Origin of the sequence: Streptomyces sp. NPDC001843 (assembly GCF_042891955.1) — a bacterium.
Lineage (GTDB): Bacteria > Actinomycetota > Actinomycetes > Streptomycetales > Streptomycetaceae > Streptomyces.
In genome coordinates, this window is record NZ_JBIATQ010000017.1 from 27,277 (window position 1) to 47,342 (window position 20,066).

At 72.6% G+C, this 20,066-nt stretch carries 22 protein-coding genes; 7 read left to right on the forward strand and 15 right to left on the reverse strand.

Annotated elements, in window-relative coordinates; genetic code table 11:
• The first annotated feature begins 49 nt into the window (after positions 1-49).
• The gene (locus ACFYZQ_RS33615) at positions 50-565 is read left to right on the forward strand and encodes a DUF664 domain-containing protein (RefSeq protein ID WP_389156121.1); all 516 of its coding nucleotides are present in this window, start codon (positions 50-52) and stop codon (positions 563-565) included.
• Here the strand turns inward: ACFYZQ_RS33615 and ACFYZQ_RS33620 are convergent.
• The 7 genes from ACFYZQ_RS33620 to ACFYZQ_RS33650 form a co-directional block, all read right to left on the reverse strand.
• Positions 547-1,617: an adenosine deaminase gene (locus ACFYZQ_RS33620; protein WP_389156123.1), complete on the reverse strand. Its 1,071-nt coding sequence runs from the start codon at positions 1,615-1,617 to the stop codon at positions 547-549. The two genes, ACFYZQ_RS33615 and ACFYZQ_RS33620, sit on opposite strands and share 19 nt — an antisense overlap.
• A gap of 110 nt (positions 1,618-1,727) precedes the next feature.
• The gene (locus tag ACFYZQ_RS33625) at positions 1,728-2,120 is read right to left on the reverse strand and encodes a VOC family protein (RefSeq protein WP_389156126.1); all 393 of its coding nucleotides are present in this window, start codon (positions 2,118-2,120) and stop codon (positions 1,728-1,730) included.
• Positions 2,121-2,420: 300 nt separating this feature from the next.
• Complete coding sequence (locus ACFYZQ_RS33630) at positions 2,421-3,341, reverse strand: M48 family metalloprotease (RefSeq protein WP_389156129.1); 921 nt, start codon at positions 3,339-3,341, stop codon at positions 2,421-2,423.
• Positions 3,338-3,712: a BlaI/MecI/CopY family transcriptional regulator gene (locus ACFYZQ_RS33635; RefSeq protein WP_389156132.1), complete on the reverse strand. Its 375-nt coding sequence runs from the start codon at positions 3,710-3,712 to the stop codon at positions 3,338-3,340. The genes ACFYZQ_RS33630 and ACFYZQ_RS33635 overlap by 4 nt, the downstream gene beginning before the upstream one ends.
• A gap of 96 nt (positions 3,713-3,808) precedes the next feature.
• Positions 3,809-4,720, reverse strand: coding sequence for an aldo/keto reductase (locus ACFYZQ_RS33640; RefSeq protein ID WP_389156135.1), 912 nt, complete (start codon positions 4,718-4,720; stop codon positions 3,809-3,811).
• A gap of 44 nt (positions 4,721-4,764) precedes the next feature.
• Complete coding sequence (locus tag ACFYZQ_RS33645) at positions 4,765-5,955, reverse strand: RNA polymerase sigma factor (protein WP_389156138.1); 1,191 nt, start codon at positions 5,953-5,955, stop codon at positions 4,765-4,767.
• Positions 5,955-6,305 (reverse strand): YciI family protein, encoded by a 351-nt coding sequence (locus ACFYZQ_RS33650; protein ID WP_389156406.1) that lies wholly within the window; start codon positions 6,303-6,305, stop codon positions 5,955-5,957. Before ACFYZQ_RS33650 ends, ACFYZQ_RS33645 begins: the two co-directional genes overlap by 1 nt.
• A gap of 113 nt (positions 6,306-6,418) precedes the next feature.
• Here ACFYZQ_RS33650 and ACFYZQ_RS33655 point away from each other — a divergent pair, with 113 nt between their 5' ends.
• Complete coding sequence (locus tag ACFYZQ_RS33655) at positions 6,419-7,480, forward strand: acyl-CoA dehydrogenase family protein (RefSeq protein ID WP_389156141.1); 1,062 nt, start codon at positions 6,419-6,421, stop codon at positions 7,478-7,480.
• Here ACFYZQ_RS33655 and ACFYZQ_RS33660 read toward each other — a convergent pair.
• The 5 genes from ACFYZQ_RS33660 to ACFYZQ_RS33680 form a co-directional block, all read right to left on the reverse strand.
• Entirely contained in the window at positions 7,459-8,601 is a 1,143-nt protein-coding gene (locus ACFYZQ_RS33660) for an LLM class flavin-dependent oxidoreductase (protein WP_389156144.1), read from the reverse strand. The genes ACFYZQ_RS33655 and ACFYZQ_RS33660 overlap by 22 nt on opposite strands.
• Positions 8,602-8,648: 47 nt before the next feature.
• Positions 8,649-9,833 carry an SfnB family sulfur acquisition oxidoreductase gene (locus ACFYZQ_RS33665; protein WP_389156147.1) on the reverse strand — a complete coding sequence of 395 codons (1,185 nt, stop codon included), beginning with the start codon at positions 9,831-9,833 and terminating at the stop codon, positions 8,649-8,651.
• A 5-nt stretch (positions 9,834-9,838) separates the two neighbouring features.
• The gene (gene ssuE, locus ACFYZQ_RS33670; RefSeq protein ID WP_389156150.1) at positions 9,839-10,393 is read right to left on the reverse strand and encodes an NADPH-dependent FMN reductase; all 555 of its coding nucleotides are present in this window, start codon (positions 10,391-10,393) and stop codon (positions 9,839-9,841) included.
• A gap of 29 nt (positions 10,394-10,422) precedes the next feature.
• The gene (gene sfnG / locus ACFYZQ_RS33675) at positions 10,423-11,544 is read right to left on the reverse strand and encodes a dimethylsulfone monooxygenase SfnG (RefSeq protein WP_389156153.1); all 1,122 of its coding nucleotides are present in this window, start codon (positions 11,542-11,544) and stop codon (positions 10,423-10,425) included.
• A 110-nt stretch (positions 11,545-11,654) separates the two neighbouring features.
• Positions 11,655-11,807: a putative leader peptide gene (locus ACFYZQ_RS33680; protein ID WP_389156156.1), complete on the reverse strand. Its 153-nt coding sequence runs from the start codon at positions 11,805-11,807 to the stop codon at positions 11,655-11,657.
• A 67-nt stretch (positions 11,808-11,874) separates the two neighbouring features.
• Here ACFYZQ_RS33680 and ACFYZQ_RS33685 point away from each other — a divergent pair, with 67 nt between their 5' ends.
• The gene (locus ACFYZQ_RS33685; RefSeq protein WP_389156160.1) at positions 11,875-12,783 is read left to right on the forward strand and encodes a LysR family transcriptional regulator; all 909 of its coding nucleotides are present in this window, start codon (positions 11,875-11,877) and stop codon (positions 12,781-12,783) included.
• Positions 12,784-12,799: 16 nt separating this feature from the next.
• Here ACFYZQ_RS33685 and ACFYZQ_RS33690 read toward each other — a convergent pair whose 3' ends face one another.
• A complete protein-coding gene (locus ACFYZQ_RS33690; RefSeq protein WP_388791065.1) occupies positions 12,800-12,976 on the reverse strand; it encodes a hypothetical protein in 177 nt (58 codons plus the stop codon).
• Positions 12,977-13,177: 201 nt separating this feature from the next.
• On the opposite strand from ACFYZQ_RS33690, the gene ACFYZQ_RS33695 reads away from it, so the two are divergent.
• Entirely contained in the window at positions 13,178-14,707 is a 1,530-nt protein-coding gene (locus ACFYZQ_RS33695; RefSeq protein ID WP_389156162.1) for an SDR family oxidoreductase, read from the forward strand.
• 70 nt (positions 14,708-14,777) lie between these two features.
• On the forward strand, positions 14,778-16,151 hold the full coding sequence (locus ACFYZQ_RS33700; RefSeq protein WP_389156165.1) for a cryptochrome/photolyase family protein: 1,374 nt from the start codon (positions 14,778-14,780) through the stop codon (positions 16,149-16,151).
• A 36-nt stretch (positions 16,152-16,187) separates the two neighbouring features.
• Here ACFYZQ_RS33700 and ACFYZQ_RS33705 read toward each other — a convergent pair whose 3' ends face one another.
• The gene (locus ACFYZQ_RS33705) at positions 16,188-17,237 is read right to left on the reverse strand and encodes a MerR family transcriptional regulator (protein WP_389156168.1); all 1,050 of its coding nucleotides are present in this window, start codon (positions 17,235-17,237) and stop codon (positions 16,188-16,190) included.
• Positions 17,238-17,342: 105 nt separating this feature from the next.
• Here ACFYZQ_RS33705 and ACFYZQ_RS33710 point away from each other — a divergent pair, with 105 nt between their 5' ends.
• Together ACFYZQ_RS33710 and ACFYZQ_RS33715 are read left to right on the forward strand one after the other, a co-directional pair.
• Positions 17,343-17,954 (forward strand): sigma-70 family RNA polymerase sigma factor, encoded by a 612-nt coding sequence (locus ACFYZQ_RS33710; protein ID WP_389156170.1) that lies wholly within the window; start codon positions 17,343-17,345, stop codon positions 17,952-17,954.
• Positions 17,955-18,015: 61 nt separating this feature from the next.
• Positions 18,016-18,453, forward strand: coding sequence for an SPW repeat protein (locus tag ACFYZQ_RS33715; protein ID WP_389156173.1), 438 nt, complete (start codon positions 18,016-18,018; stop codon positions 18,451-18,453).
• Positions 18,454-18,528: 75 nt separating this feature from the next.
• On the opposite strand, the gene ACFYZQ_RS33720 is transcribed toward ACFYZQ_RS33715, so the two are convergent.
• Positions 18,529-19,983, reverse strand: a complete 1,455-nt coding sequence (locus ACFYZQ_RS33720) for an APC family permease (protein WP_389156175.1) — start codon at positions 19,981-19,983, stop codon at positions 18,529-18,531.
• Positions 19,984-20,066: the final 83 nt, after the last annotated feature.

Here is a 20,066-nt window from a genome sequence, read left to right on the forward strand (position 1 = left end):
CTGCCGGATACCGGGCGCACGACGGGGCGCGATGCGCCATGGTGGAGACATGCATGCAAGGGACATCCTCATCGACGGCTACGGCCGCATCCAGGAAGAAGTCCACGCCGTCCTCGACGGGCTCGGGCCGGACGATCTGCACGCCCGCCCGGCCCCGGAGAACAACTCCGTCGCCTGGCTGGTGTGGCATCTCACCCGGGTCCAGGACGACCACGTCGCCGACGCCTTCGAGCTGGACCAGGTGTGGCTGTCACAGGGCTGGGAGAAACGCTTCGGGCTCGATCTGCCGCGCCAGGACACGGGGTACGGGCACAGTCCCGCCAAGGTCGCCAAGGTGCGGGTCGAATCGGCCGACCTGCTCACCGGGTACTACGACGCCGTGCACGAGCAGACCCTCGGGGTGTTGCGCGACCTGCCCGCCAAGGATCTCGAACGCATCGTCGACGACCGCTGGGATCCCCCGGTCAGCCTGGCCGTGCGCCTGGTGAGCGTCCTGTCCGACGATCTGCAGCACGTCGGACAGGCCGCCTATCTGCGGGGGCTGCTTCAGAGCGCGGCCACGTAGCCGGGCAGTACCACGTCCTCGATGAGGGCCCTGCGCTCGTCGAAGGGGATGAACGCGCTCTTGAGGGCGTTCACCGTGACCGTGCGCAGGTCCTCCACCGTCCAGCCCGCCTCCTCGACCAGCAGGGACATCTCCCGGGTCATCGTCGTACCGGAGACCAGCCGGTTGTCGGTGTTGACGGTGACCCGGAAACCCATGTCCTTCAGGGCGGTGATCGGGTGCTCGGCTATCGAGTCGGCGGCACCGGTCTGCAGGTTGGAGGTGGGGCACATCTCCAGGGCGATGCGGCGGTCGCGCACCCAGCCGGCCAGCCGGCCGAGCTTGCCGCCGACGATGTCCTCGGTGATGCGCACGCCGTGGCCGATACGCTGGGCCCCGCACACCTGCACGGCCTGGTGGATGCTCGGCAGGCCGTGCGCCTCGCCGGCGTGGATGGTGAACGGCACGCTCTCCCGGCGCAGGTGCTCGAAGGCGGCCAGGTGGTCGGCGGGCGGGAAGCCGTCCTCGGCGCCGGCGATGTCGAAGCCGACGACACCGGCGTCGCGGTAGGCGACGGCCAGGTCGGCGGCCTCGCGGACGCGGTCGAACATCCGCATGCCGCACAGCAGGGTGCCGACCCGGACCGGGGTGCCGGCGGCGGCCGCCTTGGCCATGCCGGCCGCGAGCCCCTCCTGAACGGCCTCCACGACCTCGCTCAGCGCCAGCCCGCCCTGCGTGTTCAGCTCGGGGGCGTAGCGCACCTCGGCGTAGACGACGCCGTCGGCGGCGAGGTCCAGGACGTACTCCTCGGCGACGCGCAGCAGGCCCTCGCGGTTCTGCATGACGGCGAGGGTGTGCTCGAAGGTGGCGATGTAGCGGACCAGGTCACCGGAGCTCGCGGCCTCGAAGTACCAGGCGGCCAGCTCGTCGGGGTCGGTGGTGGGCAGGGTGTGGCCGACCGCGGCCGCGAGTTCGACGACGGTGGCGGGGCGCAGGCCTCCGTCGAGGTGGTCGTGCAGGACGGCCTTGGGCAGGCGGCGGATCACTTCGGCGTCTACGCGCGTAGCAGTCATGGCGGGGCTTTCCTTGAGCGGGCGGTTCTCGGCGGCGGTGGGATGGTGCGGCGGGAGGTGCGGGCCGGCGGGCCGGCGGGCCGAGCGTTCGGCGGCTGCGGCGAAGGAAATCAGTCGGCGGGCTGGAGCAGGTCCCAGCGGTTGCCGTACAGGTCCTGGAAGACGGCGACCGTGCCGTACGGCTCGTGGCGCGGTTCTTCCAGGAAGGTCACGCCGGCGGCGGCCATCCGGGCGTGGTCGCGGGCGAAGTCGTCGGTGTGCAGGAAGAACGCGACGCGCCCGCCGGCCTGGTCGCCGACCCGGGCCTGCTGGGTCTCCCCCTTGGCCCGGGCGAGCAGCAGCCCGGTGCCCGCCCCTTCCGGACCGGGCTCCACGACGACCCAGCGGGAGCCGTCGGGGCGTGGGGCGTCCTCGGCGAGCCGGAACCCGAGGGCGTCGGTGTAGAAGCGGATCGCCTCGTCATAGTCGTCCACGACGAGGGTGACCAGGGCGACGCGTCTCATCGGGGCCTTTCACGGAGGGGCTGGACGGGGTGGTTGACGGGTGAGGTTATACGTAAAACTTCACGGGCGCCAGTCCGGCGGCACGGCGTCTCCCGAGGGGCGTGCGGCACCCGTCTGCCAGGGGTGTCTTGTGGATCAGGCCGGGCATGGACCGAAGGCGCTATCCAGCCGGCCCGAGCGGGGGCGATGGGGGGCTGCGAGGCGGAGGAGGGCGACAACGCGATGGGGATCCCCCCGCTCGAGCGAAGCCGAGAGAGCGCGTGCCAGACCCCGCGACCCCGGGATGATCCAAGACACCCGCTAGCCCCGCTCCTCGCCCTGGGCGACCTCCACCCGGTGGTGGAAGTCGATCACCCCGGTGGCGGAGGCGGCGAAGGACAGGGCGGTGCAGGCGACGAGCACGAGGGCGATCCAAGGGGTGGCGCGACGTGGCGCGGCCAGGAGGGCCTGTACGCGCTGGGGAACGGGCCCGGTCGTCACACCGGGGGCGAGGTCCGGGCGGGCACCACGGGCGGCCTGGCCCACGAGGGCGGCGCGGGCGATGGCGCGGGCGGTCAGGCGCCGGTCGCCGACGGCGCCGGCCGCGGCCTCGTCGGCGGCGCGCTCGGCCGCGAGCCGGATGGTCTCGCGGACCGGACGCAGCGCGGGGTGGAGTTGCGCGGCGAGTTCGGCGGCGGCGAGGAAGTAGTGGTGGCCGCCCTGGTTGTGGGCCCGTTCATGGGCGAAGAGGACCTCCCGCTCGGCGGCGTCCAGGCTGCGCAGCATCCCGGTGGTGACGACGATCCGGTGCGGTCGCCCGGGCAGCGCGTATGCGTCGGGGTGCGGCGAGTCCACCACGCACAGGTCGCCCACGGCGGGTCCGCGCCCGGCCGCCGAGCGGGCCGCACGCAAGGCGCGGGCCTGACGCAGCACCGAGCGGACGAGGGTCCAGGCACACACGGCCAGCGCGCCTACGGAGGTGGCGGCCGCCGGGACCACGAAGACGTCGGAGGCGGTGCGCAGCGGGTGGACGAGTTCACCGAGCGCGGCGAAGACGGACAGCTTCAGCAGCCCGGTGAGCACGAAGGCGCCGAGCGCGGCGAGCGAGCAGCCCGCGCACACGACCGCCGAGACGGTGATCGCCCAGAGCGCGGCCACGGGCACGAGCCGGTCGACGGCCCGCCGGGCCAGCGCCGGCAGGGCGAGCGGCAGCACCAGCGGCAGGAGCAGCAGGACGGTCATCGCTCTGCGGGGGGTTCGAGCAGGTCCCGCAGGATCCGCTCGTCGTCCGGGCTGAGCTGGGCGACGAAGCGGGCGAGCACGGTCTCGCGGTCGCTGTCCCGGTCGAGTTCGGTGTGCATCCTGCGGGCGGTGAGGCCCTGGGCGTCCTGGACCGGGAAGTAGGCGTACCCCCGCCCCTGCCGCCGCCGGTCGACGACGCCCTTGTCGTGCAGGCGGGACAGGATCGTGGTCACCGTGGTGCGCGCCAGGCCGGCGCCGAGGCTGAGCTGGACCTGACCGGGTGTCTGGGGCGTACCGGCGGCCCAGAGCGCGGCCATGACGCTCGCTTCCAGCTCGCCGGCCGGGCGGCGCTCGTCCTTCGCGTCGCTCATGGGAACGTTCCTCACCCCGTCCTCGTCCACCCCCGGTGGACCGTCTGCTTGTCGCGGTCGGCCGGATGCCGTCCTACGGCAGTACCCGCATCCCCATTATGGAAGGGGCCGCCCGGTGTGCAGCGCGTTCAGCCGCTCCAGTTCGCCGTCGGTGAGCCGCAGGGCTCCCGAGGCGACGTTCTCGGCCAGGTGGCCGGGGTTGCCGGTGCCCGGAATGGCGAGCACGTGACGGCCCTGGTGCAGGATCCAGGCGATGCGGATCTGCGCGGGGCTCGCCCCGTGATCGCGGGCTACGGCGAGCACCTCGTCCGGCTCCTCCCCGCTCGGACCGTGCGCTCCGCCCTCCCCGGCCACGGCGAAGAAGGGGACGAACGCGATGCCCTGTTGCCCGCAGATCCGCAGAAGCTCGTCGGTCCGGGGGTCCGGGCTGTCGAGCCCGTACCGGTTCTGCACGCACACCACCGGCGCGATCTCGAGCGCCTCCGCGAGATGGCGCGGCTCGACGTCGGACACGCCCAGGTGCCGGATCAGCCCGGCCTCACGGAGCTCGGCCAGGGCACCGAAGTGCTCGGCGATCGAGTCCTGCCGCATCCGGCGGAGGTTGACCACGTCGAGGTGGTCGCGTCCGAGCTGGCGCAGGTTCTCCTCGACGTGCCCGCGCAGCTGGTCCGGCCGGGCGGCGGTGCCCCATTCGCCGGAGTAGTCGCGGAAGGGGCCGACCTTGGTGACGATGACCAGGTCGTCGGGGTACGGAGCCAGCGCGGTGTTGATGAGTTCGTTGGCGGAGCGAGTCGAGGAGAAGTAGAAGGCGGCCGTGTCGATGTGGTTGACGCCCAGTTCGACCGCCCTGCGCAGTACGGCGAGGGAGCGTTCCCGGTCGCTCGGCGTGCCGTGGTGGAAGGGCCCGCTGCCCGTCAGCCGCATGGCGCCGAAACCGATGCGGTGGACGGGGAGGTCGCCGAGCTGCCAGGTGCCGGACGCGTCCGCGGTGATCGGTGAAGTGGTCATCGACGGAGTTTCGCACGCCCCCCGCGCACAGCCGGGCGGGGGTCTCACGGACATTGGCGTCGGCGTCGTCGGAGGTGGGCCCGCTCGGCCGGGCTCCGCGCGAGTTCGATGGCGGTCTCGTACTCCCGCGCGGCCTCGACGGGCCGACCCAGGCGGCGCAGCAGCTCGGCCCGGACGGCGTGGCGGACGTGGTAACCGGGCAGGTCGAGCGCGTCGACCAGGGCAAGCGCCTCCTCCGGGCCCTCGGTCTCGGCCACGGCGACGGCCCGGTTGAGAGCGACGACGGGGCTCGGGGCCGCGGCCGTCAACTGGTCGTAGAGGCGCAGGATCTGCCCCCAGTCGGTGGCGGAGGCCGTGTCCGCGTCGCTGTGGACGGCGTTGATCGCGGCCTGGATCTGGTAGGGCCCCGGCCGGTTGCGGCGCAGGCAGCGGCGGACCAGGTCCTGGCCCTCGGCGATCAGGTCACGGTCCCAGCGTGCGCGGTCCTGCTCCGGCAGCGGAACGAGGGCGCCGTCCTCGTCCTGCCGGGCGGGCCGCCGCGCCTCGATCAGCAGCATGAGCGCGAGCAGGCCGGTGACCTCGGGCTCGTCCGGCATCAGCTCGGACAGCAGACGGCCCAGCCGTACGGCTTCGGCGCACAGCTCGGGCGCGCCGGTGTATCCCTCGTTGAAGATCAGGTACACGACGGCCAGGACGCCGCCCAGCCGGTCGGGCAGGTCGGCGTCCCGGGGCACGCGGTACGGGATGCCCGCGTCGCGGATCTTCGCCTTCGCCCGCACCAGCCGCTGGGCCAGGGTGGGCTCCGGCACGAGGAAGGCGCGGGCGATCTGCGCGGTGCTGAGGCCTCCGAGCAGGCGCAGGGTGAGGGCGACCCGGGCCTGCGGGGCGAGGGCCGGGTGGCAGCAGGTGAAGATCAGACGGAGCCGGTCGTCGCGCACGGGGCCCTCCTCGGCCGGTGCGTCGGGCGCGTACAGCCGGGCGGCCTCGGCGTGCCGGGCGTCCCGGCCGGTGTCGCGGCGCAGCCGGTCGACGGCGCGGTTGCGCGCCGTGGTGATGATCCAGCCCGCCGGGCTCGGCGGCACCCCCGTCTCCGGCCACTTCCGCACGGCGGTGGCGAAGGCGTCCTGGACCGCTTCCTCGGCGAGGTCGATGTCACCGAGGAAGCGGACGAGGACGGAGACCGCACGCCCGTACTCGGCGCGGAAGACGGCCTCGACATCGGGGGTGTCCGGCATCAGTGCTGGTCCACGAAGGGGCGCACCTCGATGGGGAGAGTGGTGGCCAGGGCCGCCTTGCGGCCCCACTCGAGGGCCGCGTCCAGGTCGGGGGCCTGGATCAGGCACAGGCCGCCCAGGTACTCCTTGCCCTCGGCGTACGGTCCGTCGGTGACGAGGACGTCGCCGTCCTTGGGCCGCAGCACGGTGGCCGTCTCCGGGCCGTGCAGCCCCCCGGCGAAGACCCAGGCCCCCGCCTCGCGCAGCTCGTCGTTGAAGGCCTCCACGTCGCGCATGATCCTGGCGAGCGCGTCGGGCTCGGGCGGCTGTCCGCCGGCCGGCTGGACCACGCTGAGCAGGTAGTGCTTCATGACGTCCTCCTCGGTGTCGCCGGGGTGCTCCCGGTGGGGTTGTCCCACCTCCTACACGAACGGCACACCCCCGGATCGACACCTCCGCCGGCGGAATCGGGAGAATTCTCCGTATGACCATCCCAGCACACCCCCTCGTCGTCCGCGCCCGCCGGCTCGCGGACGAGCTGCTCGCCCCGAACGCGGAGCGCGTCGACCAGGGGGAGGTGCCCGTGGGCCACATCGACGCCGTCAAGCGGTCGGGGCTGCTCGGGGTGAGCGCGCCGGCGGCGTACGGCGGCTCGGCGGCGCCCGCCCCGGTCGCGCGGGAGACGGCCGAGATCCTGGCGGGGGCCTGCTGCTCGACGTGGTTCGTGCAGACGCAGCACCACACACCGGTGCAGGTCCTGGCCAGGGGCGAGGCGCCGGTGCGGGAGCGTCTGCTGGGTCCGCTGGCGCGCGGCGAGCTCATGTCAGGGGTGGCGTACGCGCATCTGCGGGCCCATCCGCGCATTCCGGTGCGGGTCACCCGGGACCGGGGCGGCCTGCGGTTCGACGGCGCCGTCCCCTGGTACACCGGCTGGGGTCTGAACGACGTGCTGCTGCTGGCCGGGATCACCGACTCCGGCGAGGTGGTCTTCGCCTTCACCGAGGCCTGTGACCAGCCCGGACTGCGTGCGTCGCGGCCCATGCGTCTGGCGGCGCTCACCGCGGCCCGCACGGTGTCGCTGGAGCTGGACGGACTGTGGCTGCCCGAGGAGGCGGTGGCTCTCCGGATGCCGTACGAGGACTGGGCGGCGACCGACCGCGACAGGACGGTCAACGCCTCCCCCGCGGTGTTCGGTGTCGCGGAGGCGGCCCTCGCCCTGCTCGACGAGGAGACGGCCGGCCCGATCCGCGCTCGGCTGGCCGAGGTCCGCCGCCGTGCCTACGCCCTGGCCGACGAGCCGCCGGCATCCGAAGAGCACCTGGCGGAACGGCTGACGCTGCGGACACAGTCGTACGACGTCATGCGAACGGCCACCACCGCGGCGGTGGTGGCCGGCGGCGGCCGGGCGCTGTCCCTGGACAGCAAGGCCCAACGCCTCGCCAGGGAGGGGATGTTCCTCCTGGTGCAGGGGCAGACGGCCCGGTCGCGCGGGGCTCACCTCGACGCCCTGACCGGGCGTGGGCCTCAGCTCGCGAACGGCACCTGAGCGGCGGGGGCGGTGCCCCGTCCGAAGGGATGCCGCCACACCCCGCGTCCGGCGAGCCTGGGCAGCACCCCCTCGCCGAACCAGTAGGCCTCCTCCAGATGCGGATACCCGGACAGGACGAACTCCTCGATGCCGAGGGCGGCGTACTCCTCGATCCGGTCGGCGACCTCGTCATGGCTGCCGACCAGGGCCGTCCCCGCGCCCCCGCGCACCAGCCCGATCCCGGCCCACAGGTTGGGGTGGATCTCCAGCCCGCCCCGGCCGCCGCCGTGCAACGCGAGCATCCGCTGCTGGCCCTCGGACTCGCTGCGGGCCAGCCCGGCCTGCACGGCACCGACGGTCTCGGGGTCGAAGCCGTCCAGCAGCCGGTTCGCCTCGGCCCAGGCCTGTTCGGCGGTGTCCCGGGTGATGACGTGCAGCCGGATCCCGAACCGCAGCGTCCGGCCCTCCTTCGCGGCCAGCCCCCTGATCCAGGCGATCTTCTCGGCGACCTGGGCGGGCGGCTCCCCCCAGGTGAGGTACACGTCGACGTGCCGGGCCGCGACCTCGCCCGCGATCGGCGAGGACCCGCCGAAGTAGACCTCGGGCACCGGGTCCGGCACCCGGGCCAGCTTCGCGTCCTCGACCTGCAGGTGCTCGCCGTGCAGGTCGACGGTCTTGCCCTCCCACAACTCCCGTACGATCTGCAGGAATTCACCGGTACGGCGGTAACGGGCGTCCTTGTCCAGGAAGTCGCCGTAGGCGCGCTGCTCGTGGCTCTCGCCGCCGGTGACCACGTTGAGCAGCAGCCGCCCGCCGGTCTGCCGCTGGAAGGTGGAGGCCATCTGCGCGGCGAGCGTGGGTGAGACGAAGCCGGGCCGGAAGGCGACCAGGAACTTCAACCGCTCGGTGTTCTGGCTGACCATCGCGGTGGTCAGCCATGCGTCCTCGCACCAGGCACCGGTCGGGGTGAGCGCGCCGACGAAGCCTAGGTCCTCGGCGGCCCGGGCGATCTGGCTCAGATAGGCGACCGTCGGCGGCCGGTCCCGCCCGGAGGCGGTGGCCGGGGTGCCGTGGCCGCCGCCGACGACGTGGCGGCTGTCGCCGTTGGTGGGCAGGAACCAGTGGAAGGTGAGGGACACGTGGGGTCTCCGATCGGGGGTGTCCGTGGCTCGGCTGTCCGGCGGGGTCAGAGGAGTCCGTGGCGGGGTGGGCGGGTGCCGTTCAGTACGTAGCGGCCGATGTGCTGGATCTTCCAGCGGGCCGGGTCGTGCAGGGTGTGGGTGCGGGCGTCCCGCCAGTGCCGGTGCAGGTTGAGGGAGTCGAGTGCCGACCGGGTGCCGGACACCTCGAACAGCGCGCCCGCCACCTCCACCGCGGCCTGTGCCGCCGCCACCTTGACCGTTGCGACCGCGATGGAGGCCTCGGCCGCCGAGTCGTCGGTGAGGTCGGCGCGCGCCGTGTCCACGGTGCGGGCGGCCTCGCGCAGCAGCGCCCGAGCGGCGCGCACCTGGAGGGCGAGTTCACCGAAGCGCTGGATGAGCAAAGGGTCCTCGGCGGCTGTCTCGAAGCCGCTCTCGAACCAGGGCCGGCTTTTCGTCCGGACGAACGCGGCGGCCTCCTCCAGCGCTCCCTGGGCGATCCCGGTGTCGATGGCGGCGTGCAGCAACTGGGCCACGGCACCGTGGAGTTGCGGACCCTGGAAGGTGAGGTGGTGGGGGAGGACGCGGTCGGCGGGCACGGGGACGGCGTCCAGGCGGACGGTGCCGCTGGCCGTGGTGCGCTGCCCCATGCCGTCCCAGTCGTCGACGACCGACACACCGGGGGCGTCCCGGGGCACGTAGGCCACATGCAGGTCGTCGTCCTCGGCGCGGGCCAGGACCGGGATCCAGTCGGCGAAGAGGGCGCCGGTGGAGTAGTGCTTGACGCCGGTCAGCAGGTAGGAACCGTCGGGCCGGGGTTCCAGGCGGGTGCGGATGTCCTGGACGTGCCTGGTGCCCGCCTCCGACTGGGCGTTGCCGAAGCGGCGGCCCGCGAGCAGTTCCGTGAAGAAGAACTTCCGCTGCGGTTCGGTTCCCTGGCGGCGGATGACGTTGACGTAGGCGAAGTGGCTCTGCGGGATCTGGGCGAGGCTGCCGTCGGCGGTGCCGAGCAGCCGGAAGATCTCCGCCAGGGTGGCCGTGGAGACGTCCGCGCCGCCGTGGTCGGCGGGAACGGTGACAGCGAGCAGCCCGGAGGCCGACAGGCGGTCCAACTCCGCGCGGGGCAGCCTGCGTTCGGCGTCACGTACCGAGGCGCCGGCGCGGAACTCCTCGGCCAGGGCGGCCGCTGCGGCAAGGGCCTCCGTGTCGTCGGCGATGACATGTGCGGTCACGGCGCTCAGCTCGCCGCGGCGAGCAGCGGGGTGCGGCCCAGCGCGGCCGAGAACTGGTCGAGCACCTGGCCGAGGGCTTCACCGGTGGCCGGGCTGACGGTCAGGGCGCCGTCCTCGTGCACCGTGATGTCCTTGTCGAGGGTGAACCAGCCCTGGACGATGTGCGCGGCTCCCATGGAGCTCAGCACCGGGCGAAGCGCGTAGTCGATGGCGAGCACGTGGGCGGTGCTGCCCCCGGTGGCGAGCGGCAGCACCGTCTTGCCGGTGAGCGCGTACTGCGGCAGCAGGTCGAGCAGCGCCTTGAGGACGCCGGAGTACGAGGCCTTGTAGACGGGGGTGCCGACCACGACGCCGTCGGCGCGGGCGACCAGTTCGGTCGCCTCGACGATCGCCGGGTGCCGGAAGTCCGCGCCCAGCAGGGCTTCGGCGGGGACGGTGCGGACGTCGAGCGGTATCACCTGGTGGCCCTGGGCGATCAGGCGCTGGTCCAGGTGACGCAACAGACGGTTGGTGCGGGAGGAGGCGGACGGGCTGCCGGAGACGGACAGGACGGTGGCCATGGGGTCCTCTTTCGAGCAGGAGCGGATGGTCAGGCGTGCGCGGGGACGGACGCGTCCCGGGTCTCGGGCAGTCGCTCCTCGAGCTCGCGCACGAGGGGCAGCACCCGCTTGCCGAAGTACTCGACCTCCTCGTGGTAGTGCAGGAAGCCCAGGAGGAAGAGGTCTACGCCGAGCTTCTTGTAGGCGACGATGCGTTCCGCTATCTGTTCGGGGGTGCCGATGAGGCCCGTGCGGAAGCCGTCGTTGTACTGGACGAGGTCCTGGAAACTCGAGTCCTGCCACATTCCCTTGCCGTCGCCGGTGGACTGCCCGGCCTGCTTCACCGCCGCGCCGAAGCCCTCGACGGCCTCGGTGTCGGCGTTTGCCACGATCTCGCGGAGGGTCTCGCGCGCCTCGGCCTCGGTGTCGCGGGCGATGAGGAAGCCGTTGAGACCGAACTTCGGTGGCGTGCGCCCCGCTTCGGCCGCCGCCTTGCGGAGGTCCGCGATCTGTTCGGTGACCCCGTCGAAGTCCTTGCCGTTGGAGAAGTACCAGTCGGAGACGCGGCCGGCCATCTGCCGGGCGGCGGTGGAGTTGCCGCCCTGGAAGATCTCCGGGTGCGGGCGCTCGGCGGTGTTGAGGGGCTTGGGCTTGAGGGAGAAGTCACGCAACCGGTAGAAGTCTCCGGCGAGTTCGGCGTGGTCCTCGGTCCAGATCCTGCGCAGGGCGGTGATGAACTCCTCGGAGCGGCGGTACCGCTCGTCGTGTTCCAGCCAGGGCTCGCCGAGCGCGGTGAACTCACCCTTGAACCAGCCGGAGACGACGTTGACAGCGAAGCGGCCGTGCGACAGGTGGTCGGCGGTGGCGCCGAGCTTGGCGAGGACGCCCGGGTGCCACAGACCGGGGTGGACGGCCGCGATGACGTTCAGCCGCTGGGTGGCGAGCAGCAGGGCGAGGCTGAAGCTGGTCGACTCGTGCTGGTACTCGGCCCCGTAGCTGGCCATGTAGCGGACCTGGCTGAGGGCGTAGTCGAAGCCGTTGTTCTCGGCGAGGACGGCGAGTTCCCGGTTGTAGTCGTACCCCCAGTCGGTGCGCTGCTCGATCCTGCTCGTGACCAGTCCCCCACTGACGTTGGGGACCCAGTACGCGAATTTCACGGGTGCTGCGGACATGCGGAACTCCTGTTGCGGAACACTTTCGGGCACGCCGAATTCAAGAGGGTGCGCGGGCACGGTGAATTCAGGCCTGAAAAAGGAAAAGACGCGGCGTTTCTCGGAGGGGGTCAGGCCACGGCGCGACAGGAGGCGCTGGAGACGCGCGCGAGGTCGACATGGCGTCGCCGCGTGAGGTCCAGTCGCATCTTCATGCCGTCGATCGTGGCAGCGCCCGTCAGGGCAGTCAAGGAGAACCCGACCGGTCTCGTATCCCGGACCATTGAATTTCACGAAGGTGTGACAGGGAAACCCTTGAACACACCTTGGAAACGGCCGCATTCTGCGGTCGTGCGGATAGAACAGCTGGAATACATCGCGGCGGTCACCCGGCTCGGTTCCCTGCGCCGGGCCGCCGAGGAACTACGGCTGTCGCAGCCCGCGTTGAGCGAGACCGTGCGCAACCTCGAGCGGGAGCTGGGGGTCGATCTGCTGGAGCGCAAGCGGTCGGGGGCGACGATGAGCGCGGGTGGCCGGGAGCTGCTGCCGCACATCGTGGGTGTACTGGAGGCGGTGGACCGGCTGCGGTCGGCCGCGGGCGAACAGCACCGGGTCAGCCGCATGGTGCGGGTCGGCACCGTCAACGCGGCCACCGTGCCGCTGCTCATCCCGGTGGTCCGGAACTTCCGGACCGCGCACCCCGTCACACAGGTGGAGGTGGTCGGCGCACAGCAGGCGGAGATCCACCGGTCGCTGACCGAGGGCGGTTTCGACCTCGGGCTGGTCAACCACCTGGACGGGGACGACGTCCCGGCGGGTTTCGAGTCGACCGAGCTGCTGCGCGGCCGTCCGGTGGTGTGCGTGCGACCGGACAGCCCGCTGGCGTCCCTGCGAGTGGTCTCGGTGGAGGACCTGCTCGGCGTGCCGTTGATCGCCATGCGTGCCGGTTATGTGATGCACCGTTACGTGCACCGGCTGCTGGGCGGACGCGCCCCGTCCTTCTCGTACTCGACCGACGGCGCCGAGATGGGCAAGCTGATGGTCGCCGAGGGGCTGGGGGCGACGGTGCTGCCCGACTTCAGTGTGGTCGGGGATCCTCTGGAGCGGTCCGGGGCGCTCACCCACCGGCCGCTGACCGACGACACCACGCGGGTGCTGCTGATGCTCCAGCGCCGCCGGGCGGAGTCCGTGCCGCGGGCGGCGCGTGATCTGTACGAGGCCTTCGTGCGCCGGGCGCGCGAACTCACGGCCGGCCCGTAGGACGCCGGGGTCCGGGTCAGGACCTTCCGTCGTCGTCCCCTCGCTCGACCACCACGAGGAACGCGTCCGACTTCAGGTCCATCACCACGGTGGCGGGTTCGCCCTCGGCGCGGCGTGCCGCCGCGAACTCCTCCGCCGGCCACGATCCGCGCGGAGCCCCCGCAGGGAACCGCTCCAACACCTTCGCGCCCATAGCAGCAGGTCACCTCCAGTATCGACAGGGTTACGGGATATTCACCGTGCGTACTGCTCCGCCTTCCCCGGATCTACGTGGGCATGTCCCTGGTCGGGGCCGATGTCCCTGAGGGCGCATCCGAACGTCCCGCCCGCGTGGAAGGGATGTCAGGGGGCGACACGCGCGCCCAGACGCGCCGACGGGAAGGACGGACGGCCGATGAGCGACGACGACCGCGGAGCGGGGCCGCGCTGTCTGGTGACCGGTGCCACCGGGTACATCGGCGGCCGGCTCGTGCCCGAACTGCTGGCCGCCGGTCACCGGGTGCGCTGTCTGGCCCGCTCCCCCGGTAGGCTGCGCGACCAGCCGTGGACCGGTGAGGTGGAGGTGGCGCGGGCGGACGTCACCGACGCCGGTTCGGTCGCGGCGGCGATGCGGGACGTCGACGTGGCCTACTACCTGGTGCACGCGCTGGGGACGGGCAAGGACTTCGAGGAGAACGACCGCCGCGCGGCGCGGATCTTCGCGGCGGCGGCCCGCACGGCGGGTGTGCGCCGCGTCGTCTACCTCGGCGGCCTCACCCCGGCAGGCGTGCCGGAGCAGGAACTTTCGCCGCACCTGCGGTCACGGGCGGAGGTGGGCCGTATCCTGCTGGACTCGGGGGTGCCGACGACCGTCCTGCGGGCGGCGGTGATCATCGGCTCCGGATCCGTCTCCTTCGAGATGCTCCGCCACCTCACCGAGCGGCTGCCCGTGATGGTCACCCCGCGGTGGGTGCACACCCGTATCCAGCCCGTCGCCGTACGGGACGTGCTGCGTCTCCTCGTCGGGAGCGCGCGGATGCCGAGGGAGGTCAACCGGGCCTTCGACATCGGCGGCCCGGACATCCTCACGTACCGGGAGATGATGACCCGGTACGCGCGCGTGGCGGGCCTCTCGCGCCGGTTCGTGGTTCCCGTGCCGGTGCTCACGCCCGGGCTGTCCAGTCACTGGGTGGGCCTGGTGACCCCCGTGCCCGCGTCCATCGCCCGGCCGCTCGCCGAGTCGCTGCGGCACGAGGTGGTCTGCGGGGAGCAGGACATCACCCGGTACGTGCCCGCCCCTCCCGGACACCCGATCGGCTTCGACGAGGCGGTGCGGCTGGCCCTGCGGCGCGTGCGCGAGGCCGATGTCGCCACACGCTGGTCCTCCGCCTCGGTGCCCGGCGCGCCGAGCGATCCGCTGCCCACCGACCCCGACTGGGCGGGTGGCAGTCTGTACGCCGACCGTCGTGAGGCACGCGTGGACGCCCCCGTGGACGCGCTGTGGCGGGTGATCGAGGGCGTCGGCGGTGACAACGGCTGGTACTCCTTCCCGCTCGCCTGGGCCCTGCGTGGGTGGCTGGACCGGCTGGCCGGCGGAGTGGGCCTGCGCCGGGGCCGCCGCGACGCGCAGCGGCTGCGGGCGGGTGACTCGCTGGACTTCTGGCGGGTGGAGGAGATCGAGCCGGGGCACCTGCTGCGGCTACGAGCCGAGATGCGGCTGCCGGGTCTGGCCTGGCTGGAGATGTACGCCGAACCGGACGGCACCGGCCACAGCCTCTACCGCCAGCGGGCCCTCTTCCATCCGCGCGGCCTGCTCGGCCAGGCCTACTGGTGGGGCGTGTCGCCCTTCCACGCCGTCGTGTTCGGCGGCATGGCCCGCAACATCGCACGGGCCGCGCGGCAGAGCCCGCCCACCCGGACGGAGGAAAGCGCGCCCGTCGGCTGACCCCCGCAACCGCCGGGCCCCCTGGACCGGAAGCACCCTCTCGTCCGACCGTCTCACCCGGAGCCGCGCCATGAACGTCTCGGTCGTCCTGTTCACCGCCGACCTTCGCCTGCACGACCACCCGCCGCTGCGGGCCGCCCTGGACGGATCGCGCCAGGTGGTCCCCCTCTTCGTACGCGACCGGGGCGTGGCCGGGGCCGGCTTCGCCGCGCCCAACCGGCTGGCGTTCCTCGCCGACTGCCTGCGGGACCTGGACGCGGGGCTGCGCGGGCGCGGCGGCCGGCTCGTCGTCCGGTCGGGTGACGTGGTCGACGAGGTGTGCAAGGTGGTGGCCGAGGCGGACGCCGACGAGGTGCACATGGCGGCCGACGTCAGCGCGTACGCGCGGCGCCGGGAGGAGCGGCTGCGGCACGCCCTCGAGACTGACGGGCGCCGGCTGCACGTGCACGACACGGTGACCACGGCGGTGGTGCCCGGTGCGCTGACCCCGGCCTCCTCCGACCACTTCGCGGTGTTCACCCCGTACTACCGCCAGTGGTCGGGCCAGAGACCGCGCGACACCCTCGGTGCACCCCGCGCGGTGCACGTACCGGACGGCATCGGGTCCGAGGAACTGCCGTCCCGGGCCGCGCTGTCGGGGGTGTCGGAGGGGCTGGCCGCGGGCGGCGAGACGGAGGGTCGCAGGCGGTTCGCCGCCTGGCTGGGCAGCGGTGTCGCCGCTTACGAGGACCGCCGCGACGATTTGGCCGGCGACGCGACCTCCCGTCTGTCGCCCCACCTCCACTTCGGCACGCTCTCCCCCGTCGAACTCGTCCACCGGGCCCACGAGGCGGGCGGCCCGGGTGCCGAGGCCTTCGTACGGCAGCTCGCCTGGCGCGACTTCCACCGCCAGCTGCTGGCCGCGCGCCCGGCGGCCGCCCACGCCGACTACCGTACGAAGCACGACCACTGGCGGTCCGAGCGCACGGCCCGGGACGACATCGAGGCCTGGCGGGAGGGCCGCACCGGCTACCCGATCGTGGACGCGGCCATGCGCCAGCTGCGCCACGAGGGCTGGATGCACAACCGCGGCCGTCTGCTGACCGCGAGTTTCCTGACCAAGACGCTGTACGTCGACTGGCGCGTGGGCGCCCGGCACTTCCTGAGGTTCCTGGTCGACGGCGACCTCGCCAACAACCAGCTCAACTGGCAGTGGGTGGCCGGGACCGGCACGGACACCCGTCCGAACCGTGTGCTCAACCCGGTCACCCAGGCCAGGCGGTACGACCCCGAGGGCGCGTACGTACGGCGGTGGGTGCCCGAACTGGCGCCGCTGGAGGGCCCGTCGGTGCACGAGCCGTGGAAACTGCGAGGCCTGGACCGGGCCGCCGTGGACTATCCGGACCCGATCGTCGAGCTGTCCGAGGGCCTGGCCCGCTTCCGGCAGGCGAGGGCACGCGGGTGAGGCCGGTTCGGGGGCCAGGGGGCATGCCCCGGCCGGTCACGGCGCCTCGCCGGGCCGGGCCGCCCGGGCAGCCGCATAGCCGTCGGCCAGCAGGTCGAGGGCCTCCCGGAGGCCCGCCGGACGCGGCATGCCCCGGGTCCGGCGCCCTGCCCAGCCCGGGCCGCCCAGCACCACCAGCGGGCGGCGGCGTGCCCCTTTCACGCCCCATTCCATGGCGGCGACGTCGCGGGCCAGCGGCGGGCTCGCCGTCGAGCGTGCCTGTGCCCACAGGACCACGGCGGCCGGACCCAGCCGGCGTACCGCGGCCGCCAGCGCGGGAGCGGGTACCGCGGCGCCGAACATCCGGGTGGCAAGCCCGAGTTCGCCCAGCCCGGCGTTGAGCGCCTCCAGCGGCAGGGTGTGCTCCTCGCCGGGGACGCAGGCCAGCAGTACAGGGCCGGCCGCGGGGTCGCCGCCCGCCGGGGCGGGCGGCCGGGTGTGGCGGCGCAGGGTGGTGGAGACGTGCCAGGACAGCAGGTGCTCCACCTCGACGTAGCGGTCCTCCGAGGACGCCCACTTGCGTCCCACGGCGTGCAGGGTCGGCACCACCACCTCCTGCCAGGCGACGGTGAGTCCGTGCTCCGCCACGGCCGAGGCGAGCCGGGCCTCGACGGCCGCGGCGTCGAGACGCACGGCGGCGCGGGCCAGCCCCCGGCACTCCTGGCGCACATCGCCCAACGGCAGAGCACCGGCGGCCCGTGAACGCCCGGGGGCGGGAGCCGTGACCGTGGCACGGGGCGGTGCCGCGGCCGTGCGGTCTCCCGCGCCCGCCGCCTCCTTCGCCGCGCGGGCCGCCTCCGCGGGCGGGACGCCGGCCGAGGTCAGCCGGCACATCGCCTCCAGCAGCGCCACGTCCCGCTGTGTCCAGCGCCGGTGCCGGCCCTCCGCGTGCACGGCGGGACCGATGCCGTATCGGCGGTCCCAGGAGCGGAGGGTGGTCGGCGACACGCCAAGCCTGCGGGCCAGCGCGCCGGTGGTCATCGCGGCACCGGCGGTCGGCGGGACCGCGCCCTCGCCCGGTCGGCTCCGCGCCTCGAAAGCACCCATACGTCGACTGTACGACGCACAACCGATGCGACTTGTCCCGCCTCACCGCGGGCTCCGACGATGGCGCACGGATGCAGCTCTCCTACGAGGTGAGGAGCCGTGGACATGACCGCATACGGCGACGAACCGCGACCCGCCGAACCGCTGACCGACGAGGAACTGGCGCACGGCCTGGCCACGGATGACGACGCCTGTCTCGCCGCGGTCTACCGCCGCTGGTCGGCACTGGTGTACTCGCTGGCCCGGCGCTCGCTGGGCGATGCCGGGGAGGCGGAGGACGTCACCCAGCAGGTGTTCCTCGGCGTGTGGCGCGGGCGCCGCCGCTACCGGCCCGAGCGGGGGCCGCTCGGCGGCTGGATCGTCGGCATCACCCGGCGCAGGATCGCCGACGCGCTGTCGGCGCGGGCACGGCGCGGTGAACTGGTGGCTGCCGCGGGGACGCTCCACATGCTCGCCGCCACCGACACCGGGGACGGCCGGCCGGAAGCCGTGCTCGACCGGGTCCTCGTACGGCGGGAACTGGCCAGGCTCCCCGCGCCCCAGCGACGGGTACTGGGGCTCGCGTTCTACGAGGACCTGACGCAGACGCAGATCGCGGCACGTACGGGACTGCCGCTCGGCACCGTGAAGAGCCACGCTCGGCGCGGACTGCACCGACTGCGGGACCTGCTGCGCGAGCCTACACATAAAGAAGAAATAAGAGCAGAATCGGTTTAAGCGGCGCTTACCGCATACCGCGCTGAAGCGGTCAGGCCTGCAACCCATGAAGGAGACGAACATGGCCAACGTCTCGCACAGAGGTGACATGACGAGCCACCCTGATGTGTCCGAAATGCGGGCACGCTATGCCCGCATGCTCGGCGGTCGTGATGTGGCGCTCGTGGACGGACCGGTCTTCCTGCTCGGTCTGTACTGCGCCGCGTCCCCGTGGATCCTCCACTACACGACGAGCCAGCCCGCTCTCGCGACCCACAACCTGATCATGGGCATCGCGATAGGACTGCTGGCCCTCGGATTCACCACGGCCCCGGCACGGATGTACGGCCTGAGCTGGGCCATGTGTGCCATGGGCGCCTGGATGGTCATCGCCCCCTGGATCGTGGGCAGCAGCCCGGACACCGGAGTGATCGTCAACAACGTCGTCATCGGTGCGCTGGCCGTGATCCTCGGAATGATGTGCGCCGGTACGGCGGCGAAGAGCGCTCCCATGCCGTGATCGAAGAGCCTTGAGGAAAGGGAGGAGGCGGGGCCGGTCCTGGACGGCGGACCGGCCCCGCCGCACATGCGGCGGTCAGGTCCCGGCGGGCTCCGCCTCCGGCGCCGCCGGCGTGACGAAGTCCTCGGTGATCTCCTTCTCCCCGAACGGCCACACCTTCTCCAGCCGCGCCCAGACCAGGTACGCCACACACCCCAGGGCGAGCCAGGCCAGGGACCATTCGATGGGGTGGCGGCCCGGGGAGTTCTTGTCGGCGTAGCCGTAGATCACGCACCAGCCGACGAAGGCCACGATGCCCGGCACGGGGTAGAGCCACATCCGGTAGGGACGCACGAGCGTCGGCCGGCGTTTGCGCAGGACGCTCAGCGCCACGATCTGGGCCAGCGCCTGGACGATCACCATCACCGTGGTGAGCAGCTGGATCAGGGTCGCCAGGTCGGTGTGGCGGCCGATCAGGAAGCCGACCGCGGTGATCACACCCATGGTGGCCAGGCCCAGCGTCGGGAAGCGGTGCCGGGGGTGCAGTTTCTGGTACGGACGGAAGAACACCCGGTCGCGGGCCGCGTCGTAGGGCACTCGCGAGCCGCCGAGGAGGCCGGTGAACACCGAGGCGAAGGCCGTGATCAGGATCAGCACGGTCACCGTGTCGGCGGCGCCCTTGCCCCACGTCTCCTCCAGCACCGCCGACGCCACCGAGGTGGAGGCGATGTCGTGCGGGTCGGTCATCCGCTTCCAGTCGATGACGCCGAGGGTGCCGATCTGCAGCAGCAGGTAGATGGCCATGATGCCGAGGATCGAGAAGATGATGGAGCGCGGCAGCGTGCGGCCGGGGTCCTTGATCTCGGCCCCCATGTAGGCGGTGGTGTTGTAGCCGAGGTAGTCGTAGATACCGATGGTCAGGCCCCCGGCGAAACCGAGCCAGAAGTGGTTGCTCGTCAGGTCGAAGGCGTGGGCGGGGTAGTGGAAGGCCAGGTGCGGGCTGAAGTCCGTGGCGGCCGCGACGATCACCAGGAGCACGGAGACGATCATGACGGCCCACATCACGGCGGTGATGCGGGCGATGTGCTCGATGCCCCGCCAGAGCAGGATCACCACCAGGGCGATGATGCCCAGGCCGACCAGGTCGCCCTGGTTCTTGGTCAGGTCCGGGGCGAGGTAGCCCAGGTACTGGACGAAGCCGACCACGCCCGTGGACATGATCAGCGGGATGAAGAGCATCGCCGTCCACACGAACAGGAACGGCATCAGCCGGCCGGTGCGGTACTGGAAGGCCTGGCGGAGGTAGACGTAACTGCCCCCGGAGCCGGGCATCGAGGCCCCGAGCTCGGCCCAGACGAGTCCGTCGCACAGGGCGAGCACCGCGCCCGCGACGAACCCGATGACCGCCTGGGGGCCGCCGAAGGCGGCGACCATCAGCGGGATGGTCACGAAGGGACCGATCCCGCACATCTGGCTCATGTTGATGGCGGTGGCCTGGAACAGGCCGACGCGACGGACGAAGCCACCCGTGGGTGGCGGGCTACCGGACATGGGGACTCCTGACGCGCGGCAGGGAGAGGGGCTCGCCCGGCGGGGCCGAGTGGCACCGAGTGGCCGATATAGTTAAGGAGACT